This window comes from Pseudoxanthomonas sp. Root65, from assembly GCF_001427635.1.
Lineage (GTDB): Bacteria > Pseudomonadota > Gammaproteobacteria > Xanthomonadales > Xanthomonadaceae > Pseudoxanthomonas_A.
Genome location: NZ_LMHA01000003.1, coordinates 522761 through 546201, shown reverse-complemented (window position 1 = coordinate 546201; position 23441 = coordinate 522761). Strand labels below are relative to the sequence as shown.

Below are 23441 nucleotides of genomic sequence, written 5' to 3'. Positions count from 1 at the left end.
TGCCAGTCCTGCCGACCCTGCTCAGGCCTTGTCCTGCGAGGCGACGAAATCCGCCAGGGCACGCACGCTGGCGAAATGCCGGCGGGTTTCCTGCGAGTCTGCGGAGAGTGCCACGCCGTAGCGCTTCTGCAGCGCCAGGCCGAGTTCCAGGGCGTCGATGGAATCCAGACCCAGCCCCTCCACGAACAGCGGCGCGCTGGTATCGATGTCGTCGGGGGAGATGTCTTCCAGCGACAGCGACGAAATGATCAATTCCTTGATCTCGTGCTCAAGTGCCTGCACGCGATGGATCTCCCGCAAAGTAGTTGGCCAGATGTTCCGTGAGTCGCCGGGCTGCCAGCGCCTCTCCCCCCGCCGATGGATCCGCCCCCGCCATTCCGTTCAGGAATGGGGCGATCGGCAGGTCTTCCTGAACATCGATCACCATGTGGAATCGCACCGGCGGCACACGATACCACTTCTCCCCTTTCCCCAGCGTCAGCGGCGAGCAGGTGATCCGCACCGGGGTGATGTCCAGCGCGCCCCGCACGGCGATGTTCGCCGCGCCGCGCTGCAGTTTCATCGGCTGCCCCGGCGTGGTCCGCGTACCCTCGGGGAAGATCACCAGCGCGCCGCCGGCGCGGACCGCGGCGATGCAGTCCTCCACCAGGCCTGCACCGTCGTCGTTGGCCACATAGCCCGCTGCGCGGACCGGGCCGCGCATGAACGGATTGCGCGCCACCGCCGACTTCACTACGCAGTCGGCGTTCGGCAGCAGGGAAATCAACAGCACCACGTCGATCAGGGTCGGATGATTGGCCAGCACCAGCAGCCGCTCGCGCTGCAGGCGCTCACGGCCCCGGATTTCGTAGGTCATCACGCCCAGCCGACGCATCAGCTCGACATGGGCGGCGAAACTGCGCTGCACGAGGCGCCGGGACCAGCGCCGCCGCCGCTCGGGATCGCGGACCAGCCACAGCATCGGCGGCAGGACCAAGAGACCCAGGACCAGCCCTCCCACCCCGAACGCGAGGAAGCTCAGCCCGGTGCCCAGCACACGCCATGCGCGGTCGATGCGTTCAAGCATCGCGCCGCCACTGCCACGTCACGTCGTCGCACCGCCACTGCAGTCCCGCATCGCCCGCCAGCAGGAAGCGCAGGACGTCCAGGCCATGCGGCAGTGTCGGGTTGCCGGCCTGTTCCGCCGGACGATCGCTCCCCCATGCCAGCCGCAGTTTCGGCAACGCGGCATCGGCGTGGCCGATCCGCCAGCACCAGGCGAAGCCGGCATCCGGTTCGTCGGCAAAGCCGGTGTAGATCGCCGGCAGCGGTGCGTCGTACACCACCAGCATCACGTGCTCCGCGCCGTCAGCCAGCAACGCGGCTGCCTCGACGCATGCGGTCTCGACCGTCGCCCTGCCGCCGGCCAGGGCAAGGTAGTTGCCGCGCTGGCGGCGCAGGATCGAGTACAGCGCCGCGATCGCGTTGTGCACCGACAGGCCGAACGTGGTGGGCGACGGCGGCTGCTCCGTCGCCAGGGCTTCCAGCAATTCCATCGAACGCGACACGTCGCCGTGTCGCGAAGCGAAGATGAGCGGCATGCCGTTCTCCTCGGCACGCTGGCACCAGGACGCGGTCTGGATGGCCATCCGCCCCAGCCGCTCGATGCGCCTGCGTTGCATGGCCGGCACTTCGGCCAGCGCGGGGGTTTCATCGCCGGTCGGCAGCCACGGCGCGGCCGCCCAGGCGCGCCACGCATCGTGGTCCACCAGACCGGGCGCCCATGCGGACCATTCCTTTACTGAAAACGCGATCATCCGCCTTGCGCTGCCTCTCGATGTCCGGTCGCGTATTTCAACCGCATGCACCTTCCACCGCCAGTCGTGAAAATTTTCGTAAGGGATGCTTGCGCATCGGAAAGAGGCTGGCTATTATTTCGCTCCTGCCAGCACGTGGGGCCATAGCTCAGCTGGGAGAGCGCCTGCATGGCATGCAGGAGGTCGGCGGTTCGATCCCGCCTGGCTCCACCAACTTCCGGACAATAGGCCGTCCGGAAAGAAAAGCCGGCAACAACTTTCGTGCGTCCCCATCGTCTAGAGGCCTAGGACATTACCCTTTCACGGTAGCGACCGGGGTTCGAATCCCCGTGGGGACGCCAATCTTTCAAGGCCCGGGAAACCGGGCCTTTCTTTTGCCCGTCATCCAGCCGGATGGCCGTCTTCGCCCGCATTTACAAGAATCTCACGGGGCACGGCGTAGAAGCTGGCGCCATGCATGCGCCGTGGCCCTGCCGCCGCGCACGCTGGACAGTGCAGTCGGAGTGGAGCCCACCCTGCGGAGCCGCGACCAATGACACACGATGCCCTTGCTGACGAACTGGTCTCGCAGTTGCCGCTTCATCGCGACACGCGATGGACCGCGGGCTCGCTGGGACTGGACGCCGCCGCGTTCGACGCCGTCGCACAGCGCCTGCTCGAACTGGAAACGCAAGGCTCGGTGGACGTGATGAACCTGTCGCGCGACGCCAGCCATGGCCTGCGCCGACTCAACGCCATCCGTTTCGTCCGCGTGGCCTGAGCCCTCCGCCGACCGTGCGTCAGGCGACGTCGCGTGCGGTGTCCAACGGACGCAGCGTCGCCACACCATGTCCCTGCTCGCCCAGATATTCGAGCCACTTGCCGAGGAAGGTATTCATGCGCATGCGGTGGCTGATGACTTCCGCCGGCGGCGGATACAGCCCGATCACGTCCTGCCAGCGCTTGCCGACGTAGCAATGCGTCGCTTCGGCCTGGTGGGCATCGCGGTAAAGACGGACGAAGGCGGACGGATCGGGCTCGCCGGTCAGCGGATCGCAGATATCGTAGGTCAGTCGCAGTTCCACCGTGTAGCGATGCGTTTCGATGACCTCCAGCCGCAGGTCCAGGCCATCGCCGATGCTGGACACGTACGTGCCTACCGGAAGATGGTCCGGAGCGAACAACCGCGTGAGCCGCGCATGGTTCTCCGCGTACAGCGCCATCAGCCAGCCGAAGCGGCCCAGACGGGGAATGCGCGCGGTACGTGCGAGGGCCTGTGACATGCGTCGATCCTACACGCGCACGCGCGCCGGCGGCAGCATTGACGTCCTGGCGCATGCGGCCTAAGTTAAGGATTCCCCGGTCGAGCACCGGGCGCGCACGACGCCCCCCGCCTTCAATACATCTCGCGCTGCAGCCCCAGCGTGGACAGCACCTTGCTGGAAATTTCCTCGATCGACTTGTTGGTGGTGCTCAGCGTGGGCAGCCGTTCCACCTGGAACATCGCCTCGGCTGCGGCGACCTCTCGCTTGCAGGTCTCCATCTTCGCGTAGCTGGAGTTCGGGCGCCGTTCCTGGCGGATCTGGTGCAGGCGGTCCGGGTCGATGGTCAGCGCGAACAGCTTCCGTCGATAGGGTCGCAAGCGCATCGGCAGGCGGTCGGTTTCGAGATCGCCATCGGTCAGCGGATAGTTGGCCGCGCGGATGCCGTAATGCAGCGCCAGGTACACGCAGGTCGGCGTCTTGCCGGCGCGCGATACCGCCACCAGGATCACGTCCGCCTCGTCGTAGTTCACCGCCATGCCGTCATCGTGGGTCAGCGCGAAATTCATCGCATTGATGCGGCGGTGGTAGGTCTCGAAGTCGACGAGGCCATGCGCCTGCCCCACCCGCGACTGCCGCTGCTGGCCCAGCTCGCGCTCCAGTGGTTCGATGAAGGGCGCGAAGACGTCCAGCATCAGCGCGCCGCTTTCCGCGACCAGTGCGCTCAGCGACGGGTCCACGCAGGAATTGATGACGATGGGTCGGCTGCCGAGCTTCTCGCCCATGCGGCGGATGCGGTCGGCGGCGTCGCGCGCTTTTTCCTCGTCGTCGACGAACGACAGCCGGTCGGTCTGGAAGCGCATGCCGGCGAACTGGGTCAGCAGACTGTGGCCAATGGTCTCGGCGGTGATACCGGTGCCATCGGACACGTAGAACACGGGGCGCAGCTCAGACATGCCCTTTCCTTCCCTGCTTCACCATGGAAACCCCCGTCAGATCAAGCTTGTCTGCAATTGGTATGCACTGCATCATAGCGCCTCTTTCCCCATGGACACGGCACCCCACGCCGATGGTCATCGGCATGGCGCGGCCTGCTTCGGAGCATTGCGCTTGAACGAGAACATCCTGTGGTTGCATGAGCTGCGCCTGGCCGATCTGGCCCGCGTGGGCGGCAAGAATTCGTCGCTCGGCGAAATGATCGGCCACCTGGCCAACCTGGGGGTATCGGTCCCGGGAGGCTATGCGACCACGGCGGAGGCCTTCAAGGCCTTCATCGCCCACAACGACCTGTCCAAGCGCATCTTCGACAAGCTGGCCACGCTGGACGTGGAGGACGTGGCCGCACTGACCGCAGCCGGCAAGGAGATCCGCGGGTGGGTCATCGACGCACCGCTGCAGCCCGACCTGGATGCCGACATCCGCACGGCCTACGCCAGGCTCTCCGCAGAGAACGGCGGCGGCGACATCGCCGTGGCCGTACGTTCGTCGGCGACGGCCGAGGACCTGCCGGACGCCTCGTTCGCCGGCCAGCAGGAAACCTTCCTCAACGTCACCGGCGCCGATGACGTCGTGCACAAGGTGAAGGAAGTCTTCGCCAGCCTGTACAACGATCGCGCCATCGCCTACCGCGTGCATCACGGGTTCAAGCACGAGGACGTGTTCCTGTCCGCTGGCGTCCAGTTGATGGTGCGCTCCGGCGTCGGCGCGTCGGGCGTGCTGTTCACGCTGGACACCGAATCCGGCTTCCGCGACGTCGTCTTCGTCACCTCCAGTTTCGGACTGGGCGAAATGGTCGTGCAGGGCGCAGTGAATCCGGACGAGTTCTACGTCTACAAGCCCACGCTGAAACAAGGCAAGCCGGCGATCCTGCGCCGCTCGCTGGGCAGCAAGGCGCTGCGCATGGTGTATTCCGACGTGCCCGGCGAACGCGTCCGCACCGAAGACACGCCGGCGGAGCTGCGCAACACCTTTTCCATCAGCGATGCCGATGTACAGGAACTGTCGAAGCAGGCGCTGGTGATCGAACAGCATTACGGCCGCCCGATGGATATCGAGTGGGCGAAGGACGGCGTGACCGGCAAGCTGTTCATCGTGCAGGCGCGCCCCGAAACGGTGAAGTCGCGCGCCAAGGCCACGCAGATCGAACGCTATGCGCTGGAGCAGCGCGGCGAGGTGATCGCCGAAGGCCGTGCCATCGGCCAGAAGATCGGCAGCGGCGTCGCCCGCGTGGTCCGTTCGCTGGACGACATGGCGCGCGTGCAGCCGGGCGACGTGCTGGTCGCAGACATGACCGACCCCGACTGGGAGCCGGTGATGAAGCGCGCCAGCGCCATCGTCACCAATCGCGGCGGCCGCACCTGCCACGCCGCCATCATCGCGCGCGAACTCGGCGTGCCCGCCGTCGTCGGCACCGGCAACGCGCTGGACCGGATCGAGGATGGCGTCGAAGTCACCGTCAGCTGTGCCGAAGGCGATACCGGTTTCATCTACGCCGGCAGCCTGCCGTTCGAGCGTACGACCACCGATCTGGCCGCGATGCCCGAAGCGCCGCTGAAAATCATGATGAACGTGGCCAACCCGGAGCGCGCGTTCGACTTCGGCCAGTTGCCGAATGCCGGCATCGGCCTGGCGCGCCTGGAGATGATCATCGCCAGCCACATCGGCGTGCACCCGCTGGCGCTGCTGGACTACGACCGCCAGGACCTGGACGTCCGCAGGAAGATCGATGCCAAGACCGCCGGTTACGCCGACCCGGTCAGCTTCTACGTGGACCGCCTGGCCGAAGGCATCGCCACGATCACGGCCTCGGTCGCGCCGCATCCGGTGATCGTGCGCCTGTCGGACTTCAAGTCCAACGAATACGCCAACCTGATCGGCGGTACGCGCTACGAGCCGCACGAAGAGAATCCGATGATCGGCTTCCGTGGTGCGAGCCGTTACATCGATCCCTCGTTCGAGCCCGCCTTCGCCCTGGAATGCCAGGCGGTGCGTCGTGTCCGCGACGAGATGGGACTGGACAACCTGTGGGTGATGATCCCGTTCGTGCGCACGCTGGAGGAAGGCCGCAAGGTCATCGACGTGCTGGCCAAGCATGGCCTGCGCCAGGGTGAGAACGGGCTGAAGATCATCATGATGTGCGAGGTGCCGTCCAATGCGCTGCTGGCCGACGAGTTCCTCGATATCTTCGACGGCTTCTCGATCGGCTCCAACGACCTGACCCAGCTCACGCTGGGCCTGGACCGCGATTCCAGCATCGTCGCCAACCTGTTCGACGAGCGGAATCCCGCCGTCAAGAAGCTGCTGTCGATGGCGATCAAGGCCGCCCGCGCCAAGGGCAAGTACGTCGGCATCTGCGGCCAGGGACCCAGCGATCATCCGGACCTGGCCGAATGGCTGATGGCCGAGGGTATCGAGTCGGTCTCGCTGAATCCCGATACCGTCGTCGACACCTGGCTGCGCCTAGCGAAGACAAAGGCCGGCTGACGCCCGGGGACGCGTTCACGCGAACGCGGTTACCATGCTCCCGTAAACCCGGCACGCCCCTGATTGGGGCGTGCTGCATTTCAGGAGTCCTCATGTCCTCGCCCGCCACCACGCCCCCTGCCTTGCCCGCTATCCCCACGGAACCTGCGGTACTGCTCAACGAACTGCGCGGTATCGACTGGCTGCAATTGCTGGAAACCTGGGGCCTGAAGCTGCTGGCGGCGGTCGTCATCTTCCTGGTCGGCATGTGGCTGGCCAAGCGGCTGAGCGCAGGCCTGGAACGCGTGTTGGGCCGCACGCACGCCGATGCCACACTGGGCGGGTTCCTGCGCCGTGCGAGCTACGCCGCAATGATGGTGCTGGTGATCATCACCGCGCTCACCTCGCTGGGCGTGAATCCTACGTCGATGCTCGCGGTGCTCGGCGCCGCCGGCCTCGCGGTCGGCCTGGCGCTGAAGGATTCGCTGTCGAACATCGCCTCGGGCGTGATGCTGATCGTGCTGCGCCCGTTCCGCGACGGCGACTTCGTGCAGGCTGCGGGACTGGAAGGCATCATCGAGGAAGTCCGCATCTTCCAGACCCGGATGCGCACGCTCGACAACCGCCTGATCGTGCTGCCGAACAGCCTGATCACCACCGCGCCGATCATCAACTTCACCGCCAAGCCGCTTCGTCGCATCGATATCCCGGTGGGCGTCGGCTATGACGACGATCTCAAGCGCGCCAAGGAAATCCTGCTGAAGATCGCCCGTGACGATGCACGCGTGCTGCCTGACCCGGCGCCCAGCGTCATCGTCTCCAAGCTCAGCGAAAGCAGCGTGGACCTGATCCTGCTGGCGTGGGCGAAGACCAAGGATTTCGGCGAAACGAAGAGCGACCTGACCGAAGCCGTGCGCACCGAGATCATCGGCAACGGCCTGAACATTCCGTACCCGCAGCGCGACCTGCACGTATACCACCACAATGCCGACGGCACGCCGCTGACGGACATCATCACCAAGGGCGTGGCCGACGACGGCGACGTCCCCAAGCAGCCCGCGTAGCAGGCGCCGCGCGCACGACGCGCGATGACGGTTTCACAGGGTCGTGCGCATGGCGCACGCTACCTCATTGCTCGGCGAGTGCCGCCATGTGCCTGCGGTAGTGGCGGAGCTCCTCGATGGAGTCGCGCACATCGCTCAGTGCGGTGTGGCTGGCCTGCTTGCGTACGCCTTCCAGCACCTGTGGCGCCCAGCGGCGCGCGAGTTCCTTCAGCGTGCTGACGTCGAGGTTGCGGTAGTGGAAATACTTCTCCAGCCGCGGCATCAGCCGGTGCAGGAAGCGGCGGTCCTGGCAGATCGAGTTGCCGCACATCGGCGACGCGCCCGCCGGCAGCCACTCGTTGAGGAAGGCCACCGTCTGCGCTTCGGCCTGGCCCAGCGAGACCTGGCTTTCCACCACGCGCTTCCACAGCCCGGATCGGCCATGCTGGTTGCGGTTCCAGTCGTCCATCGCCTCCAGCACTGACACCGGATGCGCAATGGCGAACTCGGGCCCTTCCGCCAGCACGTTCAACTTCGAGTCGGTGACCACCGTGGCAATTTCCAGGATGGAATCGCGGTCGGTATCCAGTCCCGTCATCTCCAGGTCGATCCAGATCAGGCGGTCGTTGTGCGCGTTGTTCGAGGTCATGCAGCAGTCCGTGACGGAAGAAGAGCCCGGGAATCCACACCGGCAATGCGGGAAACCCGCATCATGTCATCATAACGCAGACCACTCCCGCGACCGGCCCATGAATCCGACCACCGACCACGCTGTGCTCACCGCCATGCTGGCACCGGCGTTCTTCCTGACCGCGACGGCATCGCTGCTGTTGTCGGCCAACAACCGGTTGGCGCGCATCATCGACCGGGCCCGCACGCTGCTGCGCGAGCTGGCGGATATCGAGGAGGATGCAGAGCGCGCCTTGCTGGAGCAGCGCATTGCGCTGCAACGCCGGCGCAGCCTGATCATCCTGCGCGCGGGCCAGCTGCTGTATGCAGCCATCAGCTGTTTCGTCGGCACCAGTCTGGCCGTTGCGGTGGATACGTTCACCGGACACCGGCTCGGCTCGCTACCGACCTGGCTCGCGGCGGTGGGCGTGGTGGCGATGCTGGCCGCAAGCCTGCTGCTGGCGCGCGAGTCGACCCTGGCCGTCACCGCGATCAATGAAGAGATGGACCACCGCAAGGTGAAGCGCAAGTCGCCGGTCCCGTCGAACTAGACCAGCGGACGTCCGCGTTTGGCGCGGAAGTAGTTGGTCAGGCGGCGACCGGCTTCGTCACCCAGCACGCCACCGACGACCTCGACACGATGGTTGTGGCGCGGATCCGCGACAAGGTCGAACACGCTGCCGCAGGCACCGGTCTTCGGATCGGCGGCGCCGAAGACCACGCGCGCGACCCGCGCATGCACCAACGCCATCGCACACATCGCACAGGGTTCCAGCGTGACGTACAGCGTGCAGCCCACCAGCCGGTGATTGCCCAGCGCCGTGCCAGCTTCGCGCATCGCCACGATCTCGGCGTGCGCACTGGGATCGTGGTCGACGATGTTGCGGTTCCAGCCTTCGCCGAGCACCCGGCCATCGGCACCCACAAGCACGGCCCCGACCGGAATCTCGTCGAACTCGCGTTCGGCGCGATCGGCCAGCGCGAAAGCGTGGCGCATCCAGTGATCGTCATTGAACGCGTTCATCAGGTAACAGATGGCCTGCCAGTTAGCGGGTTCACGGGCATTTGCGCGATCCGCTCTTGATTCAATGTGACCGCCCAATGCCCGCCCGCTTCCTGGTGCAACTTGAGCAGGTCGTAGGTCCGCAGCATGTCGAGCAGCCCAGAGTGTCCATAGGCCTTGGGTGTGAAAGAGGGATCCGTGCGACGCATGTAATTGCCCAAAGCCCCTAAGTCCACTTTGCCCTCCGGCGTGTCACCGGCCAGCATGGCGACAGCCTTTACTATCACCAGCGGCCGCTGTTTTGTCGGTGGTCGCGGCGGTTCAGCGGACCTGAGCGCAGAGCCGATCTCGCTAGCCGGCCTCGCGACCTCGGCGGGCGCGGAATCGATTATTGGCTCCCACTCAGAAAAGTGGTCGCTCGCATTGCGAAGTGCGGAGGGTGTCTTCTCCTCCCCGACGATGCACACTAACGCACCGCGCTCACGCAACTTGCGGCACAGATGTGCAAAGTCAGAATCACTGGTAACGATACAGAATGTGTCAACGATTTCGTCGAACAGCATCTCCATCGCATCCAATGCGAGCGCGATATCGGCCGTGTTCTTGCCACTGGCGTACTGATACTGGAGACAGGGAGTGAACGCCTGTCTGGTTAATGCGTCCTGCCAACGGGCTGCGCCTAGAGTGGCGGAATTACCGTACCCGCGTCGCACCACCACGCGACCGAACTGCGCAACAAAACGCAACGCATGGTCGAGAATGACGGGCGGAACATTGTCGCAATCGACTAGGACTGCGACACGCGACTCACGGCTCTCCGAAGACCCCGCCATACCGGCCACCAACTTCACTGGATTCGACGGAGTCTAGCCCAAGACCAGGCGCCTCACTCCCACTCGATCGTCGCCGGCGGCTTGCCACTGATGTCGTAGACCACGCGCGAGACGCCGCGCAGTTCGTTGATGATGCGGTTGCTGACCGTGCCGAGGAAGTCGTACGGCAGGTGCGCCCAGTGCGCGGTCATGAAGTCGATGGTCTCGACCGCGCGCAGCGCAATGACCCACTCGTAGGCGCGCGCATCCCCCACTACGCCCACCGACTTGACCGGCAGGAACACGGCGAACGCCTGGGAGGTCCTGTCGTACAGGTCGGCCTTGCGAAGTTCGTCGATGAAGATCGCGTCGGCCTTGGCCAGCAGCTCGGCGTACTCGGGCTTCACCTCGCCAAGGATGCGCACGCCCAGGCCCGGGCCCGGGAACGGATGGCGGTACACCATCGTGCGCGGCAGGCCGAGTTCCACGCCGAGACGGCGGACCTCGTCCTTGAACAGCTCGCGCAGCGGCTCCACCAGGCCCAGCTTCATGTGCTCGGGCAGGCCGCCGACGTTGTGGTGGCTCTTGATGACGTGCGCCTTGCCGGTCTTGCTGCCGGCCGATTCGATCACGTCCGGGTAGATGGTGCCCTGCGCCAGCCACTTGGCGTTCTTCAGCTTGTTCGATTCTTCCTCGAAGATGTCGACAAACAGATTGCCGATGATCTTGCGCTTGGCTTCCGGGTCGGCGACGCCTTCCAGCGCGGTGAAGTAGCGGTCGGCGGCATTGACGCGCACGACCTTGACGCCCATGTGTTCGGCGAACATCGCCATCACCTGGTCGCCTTCCTGCCAGCGCAGCAGGCCGGTGTCGACGAACACGCACGTCAGCTGCTCACCGATGGCCTTGTGCAGCAGGGCGGCGACGACCGACGAATCCACGCCGCCGGACAGGCCCAGGATCACCTCATCGGAACCGACCTGTTCGCGCACGCGGGCGATCTGGTCGTCGATGATGTTGGCCGCGGTCCACAGTGTCTGGCAGCCGCAGATCTCCGCGACGAAGCGACGCAGCAGCGTCTGACCCTGCTTGGTATGCGTCACTTCCGGATGAAACTGCACGCCGTACCAGCGCTTTTCTTCCAGTGCCATGGCCGCGACCGGGATGCGGTCGGTGGTGGCGGTGATCGTCCAGCCCGGCGGGGCCTGCGCGACGTGGTCGCCATGGCTCATCCACACGTCGATGCGCGGCTCGCCCTGGTGATCGCTCAGGCCACCGAGCAGCGCGTCGTGCGCGACCAGTTGCACTTCGGCGTGGCCGAACTCGCGCGCATCGGCGGCTTCCGTCGCCCCGCCCAGCTGTGCGGCCAGCGTCTGCATGCCGTAGCAGATGCCGAGGATCGGCAGGCCACTGTCGAACACCTGCTGGGGCGCTTTCGGCGCACCGTGCTGGGTGGTCGATTCCGGACCGCCCGACAGGATGATGCCCTTGGCACCGAACCCGGCGATCTCCGCCGGGTCGTGGTCCCACGCCCAGATCTCGCAGTAGACACCGATCTCGCGGATGCGACGCGCGATCAGCTGCGTGTACTGCGCGCCGAAATCGAGGATGAGGATCTTGTCGGTGTGGATGTTGGTCATGGGCGAGGAGTGAGTGGAGAGGAGTGAGAAGTGAGTGGAAGCGAGAAGCCGAAAGCAGAAGAGGAGCTCCGGAGTTCCTTCACTCCTCACTCCTCTTCGCTCACTCCTGCGCCTCACCCCATCCGATAGTTCGGCGGTTCCTTGGTGATCTGCACATCGTGCACATGGCTCTCGCGCTGGCCGGCGCCGGTGATGACGACGAACTTCGGCTTGCTGCGCATCTCCTCGATGGTGGCGCAGCCCACATAGCCCATCGTGGCGCGCAGGCCGCCGACCAACTGGTGGATGATGCCGCCGACCGAGCCGCGGTACGGCACGCGGCCTTCGATGCCTTCCGGCACCAGCTTGTCGGCGTCGCTGGCGTCCTGGAAATAACGGTCCTTGGAGCCCTTCTCCATCGCGCCCAGACTACCCATGCCACGGTAGCTCTTGTAGCTGCGGCCCTGGAACAGTTCGACTTCGCCCGGCGCTTCCTCGGTGCCGGCGAACAGGCCGCCGATCATCACCGTGGACGCGCCAGCGGCGATGGCCTTGCCGATATCGCCCGAGTAGCGGATGCCGCCGTCGGCGATCAGCGGGATGCGGTCCTGCAGCGCCTCGGCGACCATGTCGATCGCGGTGATCTGCGGCACGCCCACACCGGCCACCATGCGCGTGGTGCAGATGGAGCCCGGGCCCACGCCGACCTTCACGGCGTCGGCACCGGCGTCCATCAGCGCCAGCGCAGCATCGCCGGTGACGATGTTGCCGCCGATGACCTGCAGCTGCGGGAAGCGCTTCTTGACCCACGCGACGCGGTCCAGCACGCCCTGCGAATGGCCGTGCGCGGTGTCGACGATGATGACGTCGACGCCGGCAGCCACCAGTGCTTCCACGCGCTGGTCGGTATCGCCGCCGACACCCACCGCGGCGCCGACGACCAGACGGCTGGCGCTGTCCTTGGCGGCATTGGGATTGTCGGTCTTCTTCTGGATGTCCTTGACCGTGATCAGGCCGCGCAGGTCGAACGCGTCGTTGACCACCAGCACCTTCTCGATGCGGTGCTTGTGCAGCAACTGCAGCACCTCGCCGTCACTGGCGCCTTCGCGCACGGTGATCAGCCGATCCTTCTTGGTCATGATGTGGCGGACTGGATCGTCCAGCTTGGTCTCGAAGCGCATGTCGCGGCTGGTGACGATGCCGACCAGCTGGCCGCCATCGACCACCGGCACACCGGAGATGTTGCGCGCGCGGGTGAGCTTGAGCACTTCGGCGATGGTGGTTTCGGGCCCGACAGTGAAGGGCTCCTTGATGACGCCGGCCTCGAACTTCTTGACCTTCGCCACTTCCGCGGCCTGCTGTTCGACCGTCAGGTTCTTGTGCAGGATGCCGATGCCGCCCAGCTGGGCCATGGCGATGGCCAGGCGCGCTTCGGTGACCGTATCCATGGCCGCCGAGACGATCGGCAACTTCAGCCGCAGGTCGCGCGTCAGGCGCGTTTCCAGGCTGACATCCTTGGGCAGGACGGTGGAATGGGCGGGGACGAGGGAGACGTCGTCGTACGTCAGTGCTTCAGCCTGGATGCGCAGCATCGGCGGGCCCGGGAGAGTTGGGGAAGCGCGGCATTATACCCTGATCGGCGGGGCTTCCGGCGGGTGCTCCGGGCGGAACGATGCATTCCCGCCACGGCCCATGAGGATGAGTGTGTGGGAGCGACGTAAGTCGCGATGAAATCCTCGGATTCCCCTATCGCGACTTACGTCGCTCCCACGACCCACAGAGAGCGCCGCTCAGAGGCCCGCTTCCGCAGCTTCCAGCGTGTTCTGCATCAGCGTGGCCACGGTCATGGGGCCCACGCCGCCGGGGACGGGCGTGATCCAGCTGGCCCGCTCGAAGGCGGCATCGAAGCCGACATCGCCCACCAGCCGGCCATCGTCCAGCCGGTTGATGCCGACGTCGATGACGACCGCACCCGGCTTGACCCATTCACCGGGAATCAGACCCGGCTTGCCCGCCGCCACGACCAGGATGTCGGCATCGCCGACCCGCGCCTGCAGCACGTCGCGGGGGGTGAACTTGTGGCAGCTGGTCACCGTGCAGCCGGCGATCAGCAGTTCCAGCGCCATCGGCCGGCCCACATGGTTGCTGACGCCCACGATGGTGGCGTTGCGGCCGCGCACCGGCTGGTCGGTGTAGCCCAGCAGGGTGGTGATGCCGCGTGGCGTGCACGGGCGCAGGCCGAACTGGCGCAGCGCCAGGTGGCCGACATTGGCCGGATGGAAACCATCTACGTCCTTGCGCGGATCGATGCGCTCGATCAGGCGTGTCGCGTCCGGAATGCCGGGCAGCGGCAGCTGCACCAGGATGCCGTGGATCTTCGGATCGGCATTGAGCTGGTCGATCAGCGCCAGCAACTGGGCCTCGGTGGTGCCTGCTGGCAGGTCGTGGTCGAAGGCCTCGATACCGACTTTCTCCGCCGCCCGGCGCTTGTTGCGCACATAGACCGTCGAAGCGGGATCGCCGCCGACCAGCACCACCGCCAGGCCCGGACGGCCCAGGCCCGCCGCCACGCGCGCATCCACCCGGACCTTCAGCTGGTCCAGCAGGTTCTCGGCAATGCGGCGGCCGTCGAGGATTCGGGCAGTCATGGGGAGGCGCGGTGTAGAGTCGGCGCGTATTGTCCCCGATTCCCCTGCCCGAACGCGACCCACCGACACCATGACCGACACCACCGCCCTCGACGCCGCCGCCTTCCGCCGCCTGCTGCAGCACCTCAACCAGGACCGTCCCGATGTGCAGAACATCGACCTGATGATCCTGGCCGGCTTCTGCCGCAATTGCCTGGCGGACTGGTACCGCGACGCGGCGCAGGACGCGGGTATCGCGATGGACAAAGAGCAGGCGCGCGAACGCGTCTACGGCATGCCGTTCGCGGAATGGAAGGCGCAGCACCAGCGCGAAGCCACGCCCGCGCAGCTGGCCGCCTTCAAGGCCGCGCAGGAGCGCCATGGCTGAGCCTCGTGCGCGCCGCATGCTCGTGGGGATCATCGGCGTGGGCCTGGCCCTCTATCTGGGGCTGTGCGCCCTGCTCTATCTGCAGCAGCGGCGCCTGATCTATTACCCGCAGTTCACCCGTGTCGCGCCGGCGCAGGCGGATTTCACGCTGCGCCGGCCGGATGCGGTGCTGCGCGGCTGGGTCGTCAATCCCGGCCGCAAGGACGCCGTGCTGTACTTCGGGGGCAACGCCGAAGCGGTCGAGGGCAACCGCGAAGCTTTCGACCACGCGCTGCCCTCGCACACGGTGTACCTGGTCGCCTACCGGGGCTACGGTGCGAGCGACGGCGAACCCTCGGAAGCGGCATTGCTCGCAGACGCCCTGGCGCTGCACGACGACATCGCCACACGCCATCCGAATGGCCGCGTCGCCGTGATCGGTCGCAGCCTCGGCAGCGGCGTGGCGACCCATGTGGCCTCGGAGCGCGACATCGCCGACCTGGTGCTCATCACGCCGTTCGACAGTCTGGCGGCGGTCGCCCGGTCGCACTATCCGGCGTTCCCGGTCGGGCTGCTGCTGAAGGACCGTTACGACTCCGCCGCGCGGCTGCCGCGCCACCAGGGAAGGCTGCTGGTGCTGCGGGCGGGCCTGGACGCCGTGGTGCCTCCCAGGCACACCGACCGGTTGCTGTCGCTCTTCAAGGAGCCGGTGCTGGTGAAGGATTTTCCGCAGGCCAGCCACGACGACCTGTCGTCGCACCCTGCCTACTGGCCTGCGATCCGCGACTTCCTGGACCGCAACGCCGAGTAGCCCCCACTACTCTTCTTCCTCGCCGATGATTTCCGCGGCTTCCTCGTTCAATGCCCTCGCCTCACGCTTGGGCTTGGTGAACGGAGTCGGCGTTGGTTTGGCGGGTATGGGCTTCTTGCCGTACACCATCGCCGCTCCATCCAGCAGGCTCGCACCGGCCATCTCCAGTTCGAAGCGCTCAGCGTCGCGCTTTCGGATCTCCAACGCGATCGTCTCGGCATCCTCGCGCGTGATGCCCACGCTCACCAACGCCGCCTTGCCGAACTCCACCGCCGACTCGAACGTCTCGCGGATCTGGAAATCGACGCCGGCCGCGATCAGCGCCAGCGAGTGCTCGCGGTCGAACGAACGCGCCAGCACCTGCGCCTGCGGGAATTCATGCCGCACCAGTTCGACGATGCGGCTCGCGGCGTCCTTGTTGTCGATGCAGATGGCGATGGACTGCGCGGTGTGTGCGCCGCAGGCCCGCAGCACGTCCAGCCGCGTACCGTCGCCGTAGTAGATCTTGAAGCCGAACTCCTCGGCACTGCGGATCATCTCGATGTCGGTGTCGATGATGGTCACGTCCACATCGCGCGCCAGCAGCGACTGGCTCATCACCTGCCCGAAGCGGCCGAAGCCGATGATCAGCACGCTGCCGCTGAGGCCCTGGGCCTCCTCGATGCCCTCCATCGAGGGCGCATCCGGATGGGTGAAACGGCGCAGCAGCAGGACGAACAGCGGGGTCAGCGCCATCGACAGCACCACGATGGCGGTGAGGTTGGCATTGACGGTGGCATCGATGATGCCCGCCGACGCGGCGGCGGCGAACAGCACGAAGGCGAACTCGCCACCCTGAGCCATCAGCACGGCGCGGTCGAGCGCCTCGGCATGCGGGCTGCGGGTGATGCGTGCCACTGCATAGATACACAGGGCCTTCACCACCATCATCGCCAGCACTGCCCCAACGATCAGCGGCCAGTTGTCGGCCACCACCGCCAGGTCCAGCGCCATGCCGACGCCCAGGAAAAACAGGCCCAGCAGGATGCCGCGGAACGGCTCGATGTCGGCTTCGATCTGGTGGCGGAAGGTCGACTCGGACAACAGCACGCCGGCCAGGAAGGCGCCCATCGCCATCGACAGCCCGCCCAGCTGCATCAGCAGCGCCGCACCCAGCACCACCAGCAGTGCGGCGGCCGTCATGACCTCGCGCGCCTTGGCCGCGGCGAGGATGCGGAAGAACGGATTCAGCAGCCAGATGCCGGCCGCGATCAGGCCACCCAGCGAAGCTGCCGCGATACCGATCGACATCCAGCGCGAGCCTTCCTCCGGCTGCACCACCTGTGGCGACATGAACGCGACCAGCACCAGCAAGGGCACGATCAGCAGGTCCTCGAACAGCAGGATCGAAACCACCTTCTGTCCGTTCGGCAGCGCCACGTCGCCACGCTCGGCGAGCAGCTGCATCACCACGGCGGTCGACGTCAGCACGAAACCCATGCCACCTATGAACGACACCGGCAGCGGATAGCCGAACAGCAGGCCGACGCCGGTCAGCAGCAGCGTGCAAACGGCGATCTGCAGCGCGCCCAGGCCGAAGATCTGCTTGCGCAGGCTCCACAGGTGGCTCGGCCGCATTTCCAGGCCGATCACGAACAGGAACATCACCACGCCGAGCTCGGCCACGTGGAGGATGGACTGCGGATCGGAGAACCACTTCAGCCCGAAGGGACCGATCGCCAGGCCGGCGGCGAGATAGCCCAGCACCGATCCCAGGCCGAGACGGCGGAAGATCGGAACGGCGACGACGGCGGCGCCCAGCAGGGCGACGACACTGACCAGTTGGCTGGCACCGGATTCTGCACTCATGCGTGAAGTCTACCGGATGCGTGCGTCACGCCGGCGGGCGTGCGCGGGCCAGCCATCGCGCGAGCGCCACGGGCACGACGAAGATAAGCAACTGGATGGGCAGTTCTTCGCCCAGGCTGTAGCCATGCGACATGCCCGTCTGAAGGTTCCATGTGACCACCACGGCCCATGCAACGGCGAAGACCAGCAGCATCCGGATACGCCATGCCGGACGCACCGCACCTACCAGCAAGCCGGCCAGCACGAGGCCGACCACGATGAAGATCAGGGTACGCATGAAGCCCTCTCCCTTGCGACGCGTAGGCAGGACGCCCACGTTATCGCATGGGCGCGCTGCGCGACATCGCCGGATGCGCAAGGCGCGCCCGGGCCGGGGTTGCCTACTTCGTGGTGTAGCCCCCATTGATGAGGATGGTCTGGCCGGTGATCCACCAGCCGTCGCTGACCAGGTGGCGGATGAAGGGCACCACGTCTTCGATGTCGGTCAGGCCGGTCTTGCTGTGGGGCGACAGCGCCGCCGCGGTCTTGTGGTACGCCACGGCGTCCGCCCCTTCGGCGGGATAGAAGAAGGGCGTGTCCATCGGGCCCGGGCCGACGGCGGTCACCGAGATGCCGCGCGCACCGAACTCCTTGGCGGCGGCCCGGGTGAAGTGCTCCACCGGGGCCTTGGTGCCGGCGTACGACGCATAGAACGGCGTGAACGCGCCCAGCAGCGAGGTGACCAGCGTGACCACCTTGCCGTTGTCGTTGACGTGCTTGCCGGCTTCCTTGAGGAAGAAGAACGCAGTCTTGGCATTCACCGCCGACATGTCGTCATACTCGGCCTCGGAGATATCCGCGATCGGCTTCTTCAGCACCTTGCCGACTGTGTTGATGGCGATATCGGGACGACCGACGGCAGCGACGGTGTCGGCGAACAGGCGTTCCATCGCGTCGGCACGGGTCAGGTCGCCCTGCAGGGCGACCGCCTTCGCACCGGCGGCTTCGACGGCGGCGACCGTCGCCTTGGCCTCGGCCTTGCTGGCGGCGCTGTTGTAGTGGATGGCGACGGCCGCTGCGCCCTGCTGCGCCAGGTCGCGGGCAATCAGCCCGCCGAGGTTCTTGGCGCCGCCGGCGATGAGGGCCACTTTGCCGCGGATGGAATGATCGATCATGGAGTGCTCCTACAGGGGTTCAGGACAGGAAAGCTCCGGCCGGTGCGCCTTGAGTAGGCAGCCGTACGGAACGGTCCTAAGATGCGTGCGAAGCAGTCCATCCGGCTTTCACGATGTCCGACCCACTATCAAATTCTCCGGCGCACGATGGGTGGGAATCCTCACGCGAGCGCACCGGAGCCCCACCGGCGGCGATGCCGTCTTACGCGGTGCTGGCACAGGCGCACTGGCCGGGCGTGGAGTTTCTGGTCTGCCGGGAAGACATCCGCCAGCGCACGCTGTGGGCCATCGACCAACCGCGCCATACGGTCATCGTCCACCTGGGCGGCACGATGCGCGAACTGGATACCGAGATCGACGGCGCCGGGGCGACGCACGCACCGCCTTCGCCCGGCGACATCTGGCTGGTGCCGGCCAAGCGGCGCTATGCGAGCCAGGCCCGCGGACAGGTGATCACCTACGCCGAGTTGCGCCTCTCTCCCCTGGCCGATGTGGAAACAGGGGACGAGACACGGATGCCACTCGAGGATCTGATGCCCCGCCTGGGCCACCGCGACGAGTTTCTGCACTACAGCGTGGCGCGACTGGGCCGGCTGAGCCAGCAGTGCGACGACTTGTCGGTGATGATGGCCGACCGGTTGCAGCGGGTACTGCGCCAGCATCTGTACGACGGCTACCGGTTGCCGGTGGTGGCAAGGCCAGCTCCCGCTTCATTGTCACCGCAGGTGGCGCGTCGCCTGTGCGAGTACATCGAAAGCGCGCTGGACCAGCGCATCACGCTCGCTGAGCTGGCCATGCTGGCCGAGATGAGCGTGCACCAGTTGCTGATCGCCTTCCGTCGCAACTTCGGCACTACGCCGGCGCAATACATTCTGGCGCAACGCCTGCGTCTTGCCCGCTGGCACCTGCTCAATGGCAACGCCGACATCGCCGACATCGCCTTCGATTGCGGTTTCGCCAGCCACAGCCACCTGAGCGCCGCCTTCAAGCGCGACACCGGCATCACCCCGCGCCAGTTCCGCGAAGGGCTGCGCATGCGCGCGGTCTTCTGATCAGGCCGTCCGGCAGAACGCGGCGTAGTCGATGTAGCCGGGGAATGGCCGCCCGGCCGCGCAGACCGGGCAGTCCGGGTCGTGGCGCAGGCGGGTCTCGCGGAAGCGCATGGCCAGCGCGTCGAAATGCAGCAGGCGGCCGGCCAACGTTTCGCCGGTGCCGAGCAGCAGCTTGATCACTTCGGTGGCCTGCAGCAGGCCGATCACGCCGGGCAGCACGCCGAGCACGCCGGCCTCGGCGCAGTTGGGCGCGAAGGCGGGCGGCGGCGGTTCCGGGAACAGACAGCGGTAGCACGGCTGCTCGCCGCGGTGCCGTCCGGCGTCGAACACGCTGACCTGCCCCTCGAAGCGCTGGACCGCGCCGTACACCAGCGGCTTGCCCAGCTTCACGCAGGCATCGTTGAGCAGGTAGCGTGCCGGGAAGTTGTCCGCGCCATCCAGCACCACGTCCACGCCCTCCAGCAGACGCTCGATGTTCGCGGCGGTGACGCGCTCGGCCACGGCTTCCACCTGTGTGCGCGGATTGAGCGCGGCCAGCGTCGCCTGCGCCGATGCCACCTTTGACATGCCGATGCGGGCTTCTGTATGCAGAATCTGCCGCTGCAGGTTGCTGCGATCGACCACGTCGTCGTCGGCGATGCGCAACTCCCCCACCCCCGCGGCGGCCAGGTAGAACGCGGCCGGCGAACCGAGCCCGCCTGCGCCGATCATCAACACCCGCGACTGCTGCAGCCGCTGCTGGCCGGCCACGCCCACTTCGGGCAGCAGCAGGTGGCGCGAATAGCGGTCGTTGAAGTCGCGTGCATCCGCCGACAGGGCCGGCACGACGACCGGGCGCTGCTCGTCGATCCAGCGCGAGGTTCCCCCGGCAACGGAGGCCAGGCGGGTGTAGCCGGCGGCGTCCAGCACGCGGGCGGTCTCCATCGAGCGGCCGCCTTTCTGGCAGATCAGGACGATGCTGGCATCGCGGTCCGGCAGATGCGCGGCGGGATCGCGTTCCAGCACCGCCTTGGCGATGCCGCGCGCGCCTTCCGCCTGTCCGCTGGCGCGCTCGTGCTCCTCGCGCACGTCGATGAACACACTGCCCTGTGCGAGCAGTGCGGCAACGTCCCGTGGATCGATTTCGCGGATGGCCATGCGGTGATTATCGCGCAAGTCGCCGTGCTGTCCGCCTCAGCAGGCGATCACGTCGACGACATCGCCCGCACTGAATTCGCGTGCGCCCTCGGGCAGCATGATCAGCGCATTGCTGTCGGCCGCCGCGCGCAGCTGGTGCGAGGCATCGGCCGCATTCGGCATGACCTGCAGACGACCATCGGCTGCGCCGTCCAGCCAGCCGCGGAGGAACTCCCGTCGCTCATGTGTCTTCCGCCAGGGCGCACCGAGGACCGCCTTCCACTGCGAACGCGGCTCGCGGCGCCGCTGCAGGCCATCGAACAGATCGCGGCCAAGGGTCAGGAACGTCGCCAAGACGGAGACCGGGTTGCCGGGCAGACACAGGAACAGCGCGCGATCCATCTCCCCGAACAGCACCGGCATGCCCGGCTTCATGCGCACCTTCCAGAAGTGGATGCGGCCGTCCGCCGCCAGCAGGCCAGGCAGATGGTCCTTTTCGCCGGCCGACACGCCGCCGCAGGTGATGACCACGTCGAAGGCCGCGGCGGCGTCGGTCAGCACGGTGGCCATGCGTTCGGGATCGTCGGGCAGCGTCGGCCACGCCGTCGGCTCCAGGCCTTCCGCGCGCAGCAGGCCCATCAGCAACTCGCGGTTGCTGTTGTAGATCTGGCCCGGCGCCAGCGGCAGCCCCGGTTCCACCAGTTCGTCGCCGGTGGTGAAGACGGCGACGGTCGGGCGTTGCGCGACAGCGAGGGAAGCGACACCCAGCGCCGCAGCAAGCGACACCCGCGCCGGCGTCAGCAGCCACCCTTCCCCGAGCACGCGCTCGCCCGCCGGCACGTCTTCGCCGGTCCGGCGTACATCCGCGCCGCGCGACAGGCCGGCAGGTATCCGGACGAACCCGTCCTGCTCGACACAGTCTTCCTTGAGGGCCACCGTATCGGTGCCACCGGGCAACGGCGCGCCGGTGGTGATGCGGACGCATTCGCCCGGGCCGACCTGCCATGCCTGCAGCCGACCCGCGAACTGCTCGCCCGCCAGCCGCAGCGCGGTGGCGCCCTCTGGCGACAGGCTGGAATGCGCAAAGGCAAAGCCATCCATGCGGCTGTTGTCGAATGGCGGCAGCGCGATCGACGAGGTGATGTCTTCGGCGAGCACGCGGCCGCTGGCGCGCGTGATGGGCACGCGTTCGGCCTTCAGCATCCGGTTGCCGGCGACCTCGCGGATGATCTCCGCGGCGGCGGCGAAATCGATGCGGGTTTGGTAACCCGTCACTTGCCGCGCTTGACGTGCCGGATGAGCCGGCGCTTCTTGGCGATCTGCTTCTCGGTCAGCACGTTCTTCTTGCCTTCGTAGGGATTGGCGCCCTCGCGGAAAATGAAACGCACCGGCGTGCCGACCAGCTTGAAACGCTTGCGGAAGAAGTTCTCCAGATAGCGCTTGTACGACTCCGGCAGCACTTTCAGGCGCGTGCCGTGCACGATGAAGGTCGGCGGATTGGCGCCGCCCGGATGCACGTAGCGCAGCTTGGAGACGTGGCCGCGGATGCTCGGCGGCGGATTGGTCTCGTAGGCGATCTCGAGCGCCTTGTTGACCTCGCTGGTGCCGAACTCCTTGGTCGCCGACGCATGCGCCCGGTGGATCGCCTTGAACAGTTCGCGCAGGCCCGAACCGTGCAGCGCGGAAATCCGCACCACTTCGGCCCATTCGACGAAGCCCAGCTTGCGGGTCAGCAGGGCCTCGGCCTGTTCGCGCTGGTAGGTGGTCAGTCCGTCCCACTTGTTGATCGCCACCACCAGGGCGCGACCGGCATCGAGCACGGCACCGAGCACGCTGGCATCCTGGTCGGTCACGCCTTCGGTGGCATCCAGCAACAGCACGGCCACCTGGCATTGCTCAATGGCCTGCAGTGTCTTGACCACGCTGAACTTCTCGACCGCCTCTTCCACCTTGCCCTTGCGGCGCAGGCCGGCGGTGTCGATCAGGCGGTACTGTTGGCCGTCGCGCTCCATGTCCACGGCAATCGAATCGCGCGTGGTGCCCGGCACCTCGGACGCGATCATGCGCTCCTCGCCCAGCAGCCGGTTCACCAGCGTGGACTTGCCCACGTTGGGACGGCCGACGAAGGCCACGCGCATGCGGTTGGGATCGTTGTCCAGGCCGGCGGTTGCGCCTTCTTCGGGCAGCCGCTGATGGACTTCTTCCAGCAGGTCGTCGATGCCCTGGCGGTGGGAAGCGGAGATGGTGATGACGTCGGCGAAGCCGTAACGCGCGAAATCCGCGATCGCCGTGGTCTCGTTGATGCCGTCGATCTTGTTGATCACCAGCAACGTGGGGCGCGCGGTCTTGCGCAGCCAGGCAAGAATGTCGTCATCGAGCGCGGAGGCGCCTTCGCGTCCATCGACGATGAACAGGACGAGGTCGGCTTCTTCGGCGGCCGCACGCGCCTGGCGGGCAGTGGCGCCGGCCAGACCTTCCTCTTCGCCGGCGATGCCGCCGGTGTCGACCACCAGGAACGGATCTTCCTCGTCGAGGCGGCAGACGCCGTAGTTGCGGTCGCGGGTCACGCCGGGCTGATCGTGGACCAGGGCGTCGCGACTGCGGGTCAGCGCATTGAACAGGGTGGACTTGCCGACGTTGGGACGGCCCACCAGGGCGACGAGGGGCAGCATGCAGGAAGCAACCGTGAAGAAGGAGGTCGCCGGAGACTCGCCGCCACGCGGTTGGCGCGGCTGCTCCGGTCGGTTAAGGGGTCGCCATGGTAGCGGAATACGCCTGCGTCCGCGAAAAAGGGCCGCAATGCGGCCCTTTCCGGAGTTCC

Annotated in this window: 24 protein-coding genes and 2 tRNA genes; 9 read left to right on the top strand and 17 right to left on the bottom strand. The window is 66.7% G+C overall.

The window, feature by feature from the left end; genetic code table 11:
* Positions 1-21 precede the first annotated feature (21 nt).
* The 3 genes from ASD77_RS17210 to ASD77_RS17200 are packed head-to-tail and all read right to left on the bottom strand — an operon-like array spanning position 22 to position 1796.
* Complete coding sequence (locus tag ASD77_RS17210) at positions 22-282, bottom strand: phosphopantetheine-binding protein (RefSeq protein ID WP_055944865.1); 261 nt, start codon at positions 280-282, stop codon at positions 22-24.
* Positions 269-1066, bottom strand: a complete 798-nt coding sequence (locus ASD77_RS17205; RefSeq protein WP_055944862.1) for a lysophospholipid acyltransferase family protein — start codon at positions 1064-1066, stop codon at positions 269-271. The genes ASD77_RS17210 and ASD77_RS17205 overlap by 14 nt, the downstream gene beginning before the upstream one ends.
* Complete coding sequence (locus tag ASD77_RS17200) at positions 1059-1796, bottom strand: beta-ketoacyl synthase chain length factor (RefSeq protein WP_055944859.1); 738 nt, start codon at positions 1794-1796, stop codon at positions 1059-1061. The genes ASD77_RS17205 and ASD77_RS17200 overlap by 8 nt, the downstream gene beginning before the upstream one ends.
* Before the next feature lie 137 nt (positions 1797-1933).
* Here ASD77_RS17200 and ASD77_RS17195 point away from each other — a divergent pair.
* From ASD77_RS17195 to ASD77_RS17185, 3 genes are all read left to right on the top strand, one after another.
* Positions 1934-2009, top strand: a tRNA-Ala gene (locus ASD77_RS17195).
* Between the two features lie 52 nt (positions 2010-2061).
* Positions 2062-2137 (top strand) — tRNA-Glu (locus tag ASD77_RS17190).
* Between the two features lie 191 nt (positions 2138-2328).
* Complete coding sequence (locus tag ASD77_RS17185; protein WP_055944856.1) at positions 2329-2556, top strand: hypothetical protein; 228 nt, start codon at positions 2329-2331, stop codon at positions 2554-2556.
* A gap of 19 nt (positions 2557-2575) precedes the next feature.
* Here ASD77_RS17185 and ASD77_RS17180 read toward each other — a convergent pair whose 3' ends face one another.
* Complete coding sequence (locus ASD77_RS17180; RefSeq protein WP_055944851.1) at positions 2576-3058, bottom strand: DUF1249 domain-containing protein; 483 nt, start codon at positions 3056-3058, stop codon at positions 2576-2578.
* Between the two features lie 113 nt (positions 3059-3171).
* Positions 3172-3993: a pyruvate, water dikinase regulatory protein gene (locus tag ASD77_RS17175; protein ID WP_055944848.1), complete on the bottom strand. Its 822-nt coding sequence runs from the start codon at positions 3991-3993 to the stop codon at positions 3172-3174.
* Positions 3994-4147: 154 nt separating this feature from the next.
* Between ASD77_RS17175 and ppsA the strand changes: the two genes are divergently transcribed.
* A complete protein-coding gene (ppsA, locus tag ASD77_RS17170; RefSeq protein ID WP_055945123.1) occupies positions 4148-6520 on the top strand; it encodes a phosphoenolpyruvate synthase in 2373 nt (790 codons plus the stop codon).
* A gap of 92 nt (positions 6521-6612) precedes the next feature.
* Positions 6613-7563 (top strand): mechanosensitive ion channel domain-containing protein, encoded by a 951-nt coding sequence (locus ASD77_RS17165; protein ID WP_055944846.1) that lies wholly within the window; start codon positions 6613-6615, stop codon positions 7561-7563.
* A 64-nt stretch (positions 7564-7627) separates the two neighbouring features.
* On the opposite strand, the gene orn is transcribed toward ASD77_RS17165, so the two are convergent.
* Positions 7628-8191, bottom strand: a complete 564-nt coding sequence (gene orn / locus ASD77_RS17160; RefSeq protein ID WP_055944844.1) for an oligoribonuclease — start codon at positions 8189-8191, stop codon at positions 7628-7630.
* 100 nt (positions 8192-8291) lie between these two features.
* On the opposite strand from orn, the gene ASD77_RS17155 reads away from it, so the two are divergent.
* A complete protein-coding gene (locus ASD77_RS17155) occupies positions 8292-8762 on the top strand; it encodes a DUF2721 domain-containing protein (protein ID WP_055944832.1) in 471 nt (156 codons plus the stop codon).
* On the opposite strand, the gene tadA is transcribed toward ASD77_RS17155, so the two are convergent.
* The 5 genes from tadA to folD all read right to left on the bottom strand — a co-directional run bounded on the left by tadA (position 8759) and on the right by folD (position 14293).
* Entirely contained in the window at positions 8759-9235 is a 477-nt protein-coding gene (gene tadA / locus ASD77_RS17150) for a tRNA adenosine(34) deaminase TadA (protein WP_055944829.1), read from the bottom strand. The genes ASD77_RS17155 and tadA overlap by 4 nt on opposite strands.
* Positions 9235-10065, bottom strand: a complete 831-nt coding sequence (locus ASD77_RS17145) for an NYN domain-containing protein (RefSeq protein WP_327194197.1) — start codon at positions 10063-10065, stop codon at positions 9235-9237. The genes tadA and ASD77_RS17145 overlap by 1 nt, the downstream gene beginning before the upstream one ends.
* 35 nt (positions 10066-10100) lie before the next feature.
* Positions 10101-11666, bottom strand: coding sequence for a glutamine-hydrolyzing GMP synthase (gene guaA, locus ASD77_RS17140; RefSeq protein WP_055944823.1), 1566 nt, complete (start codon positions 11664-11666; stop codon positions 10101-10103).
* A gap of 113 nt (positions 11667-11779) precedes the next feature.
* Positions 11780-13237, bottom strand: a complete 1458-nt coding sequence (guaB, locus tag ASD77_RS17135) for an IMP dehydrogenase (protein ID WP_055944820.1) — start codon at positions 13235-13237, stop codon at positions 11780-11782.
* Positions 13238-13435: 198 nt separating this feature from the next.
* Positions 13436-14293 carry a bifunctional methylenetetrahydrofolate dehydrogenase/methenyltetrahydrofolate cyclohydrolase FolD gene (gene folD, locus ASD77_RS17130; RefSeq protein WP_055944817.1) on the bottom strand — a complete coding sequence of 286 codons (858 nt, stop codon included), beginning with the start codon at positions 14291-14293 and terminating at the stop codon, positions 13436-13438.
* A gap of 70 nt (positions 14294-14363) precedes the next feature.
* On the opposite strand from folD, the gene ASD77_RS17125 reads away from it, so the two are divergent.
* Positions 14364-14660 carry a DUF1244 domain-containing protein gene (locus ASD77_RS17125; RefSeq protein WP_055944814.1) on the top strand — a complete coding sequence of 99 codons (297 nt, stop codon included), beginning with the start codon at positions 14364-14366 and terminating at the stop codon, positions 14658-14660.
* Positions 14653-15450 (top strand): alpha/beta hydrolase, encoded by a 798-nt coding sequence (locus tag ASD77_RS17120; protein ID WP_235578572.1) that lies wholly within the window; start codon positions 14653-14655, stop codon positions 15448-15450. Before ASD77_RS17125 ends, ASD77_RS17120 begins: the two co-directional genes overlap by 8 nt.
* Before the next feature lie 6 nt (positions 15451-15456).
* On the opposite strand, the gene ASD77_RS17115 is transcribed toward ASD77_RS17120, so the two are convergent.
* From ASD77_RS17115 to ASD77_RS17105, 3 genes are all read right to left on the bottom strand, one after another.
* Positions 15457-17298, bottom strand: a complete 1842-nt coding sequence (locus ASD77_RS17115) for a monovalent cation:proton antiporter-2 (CPA2) family protein (RefSeq protein WP_055944808.1) — start codon at positions 17296-17298, stop codon at positions 15457-15459.
* A 25-nt stretch (positions 17299-17323) separates the two neighbouring features.
* Positions 17324-17575 carry a hypothetical protein gene (locus ASD77_RS17110; protein WP_055945120.1) on the bottom strand — a complete coding sequence of 84 codons (252 nt, stop codon included), beginning with the start codon at positions 17573-17575 and terminating at the stop codon, positions 17324-17326.
* A 103-nt stretch (positions 17576-17678) separates the two neighbouring features.
* Positions 17679-18452: an SDR family oxidoreductase gene (locus ASD77_RS17105; RefSeq protein ID WP_055944805.1), complete on the bottom strand. Its 774-nt coding sequence runs from the start codon at positions 18450-18452 to the stop codon at positions 17679-17681.
* A 194-nt stretch (positions 18453-18646) separates the two neighbouring features.
* Here ASD77_RS17105 and ASD77_RS17100 point away from each other — a divergent pair, with 194 nt between their 5' ends.
* Entirely contained in the window at positions 18647-19504 is an 858-nt protein-coding gene (locus tag ASD77_RS17100) for an AraC family transcriptional regulator (protein WP_055944801.1), read from the top strand.
* On the opposite strand, the gene moeB is transcribed toward ASD77_RS17100, so the two are convergent.
* Genes moeB through der form a run of 3 tightly spaced genes read right to left on the bottom strand, consistent with a single transcriptional unit; the run spans position 19505 to position 23292 of the window.
* The gene (moeB, locus tag ASD77_RS17095) at positions 19505-20659 is read right to left on the bottom strand and encodes a molybdopterin-synthase adenylyltransferase MoeB (protein WP_268793393.1); all 1155 of its coding nucleotides are present in this window, start codon (positions 20657-20659) and stop codon (positions 19505-19507) included.
* A gap of 18 nt (positions 20660-20677) precedes the next feature.
* Positions 20678-21895 (bottom strand): gephyrin-like molybdotransferase Glp, encoded by a 1218-nt coding sequence (glp, locus tag ASD77_RS17090; RefSeq protein ID WP_055944795.1) that lies wholly within the window; start codon positions 21893-21895, stop codon positions 20678-20680.
* Positions 21892-23292 carry a ribosome biogenesis GTPase Der gene (gene der, locus ASD77_RS17085; RefSeq protein WP_055944786.1) on the bottom strand — a complete coding sequence of 467 codons (1401 nt, stop codon included), beginning with the start codon at positions 23290-23292 and terminating at the stop codon, positions 21892-21894. The genes glp and der overlap by 4 nt, the downstream gene beginning before the upstream one ends.
* Positions 23293-23441 lie beyond the last annotated feature (149 nt).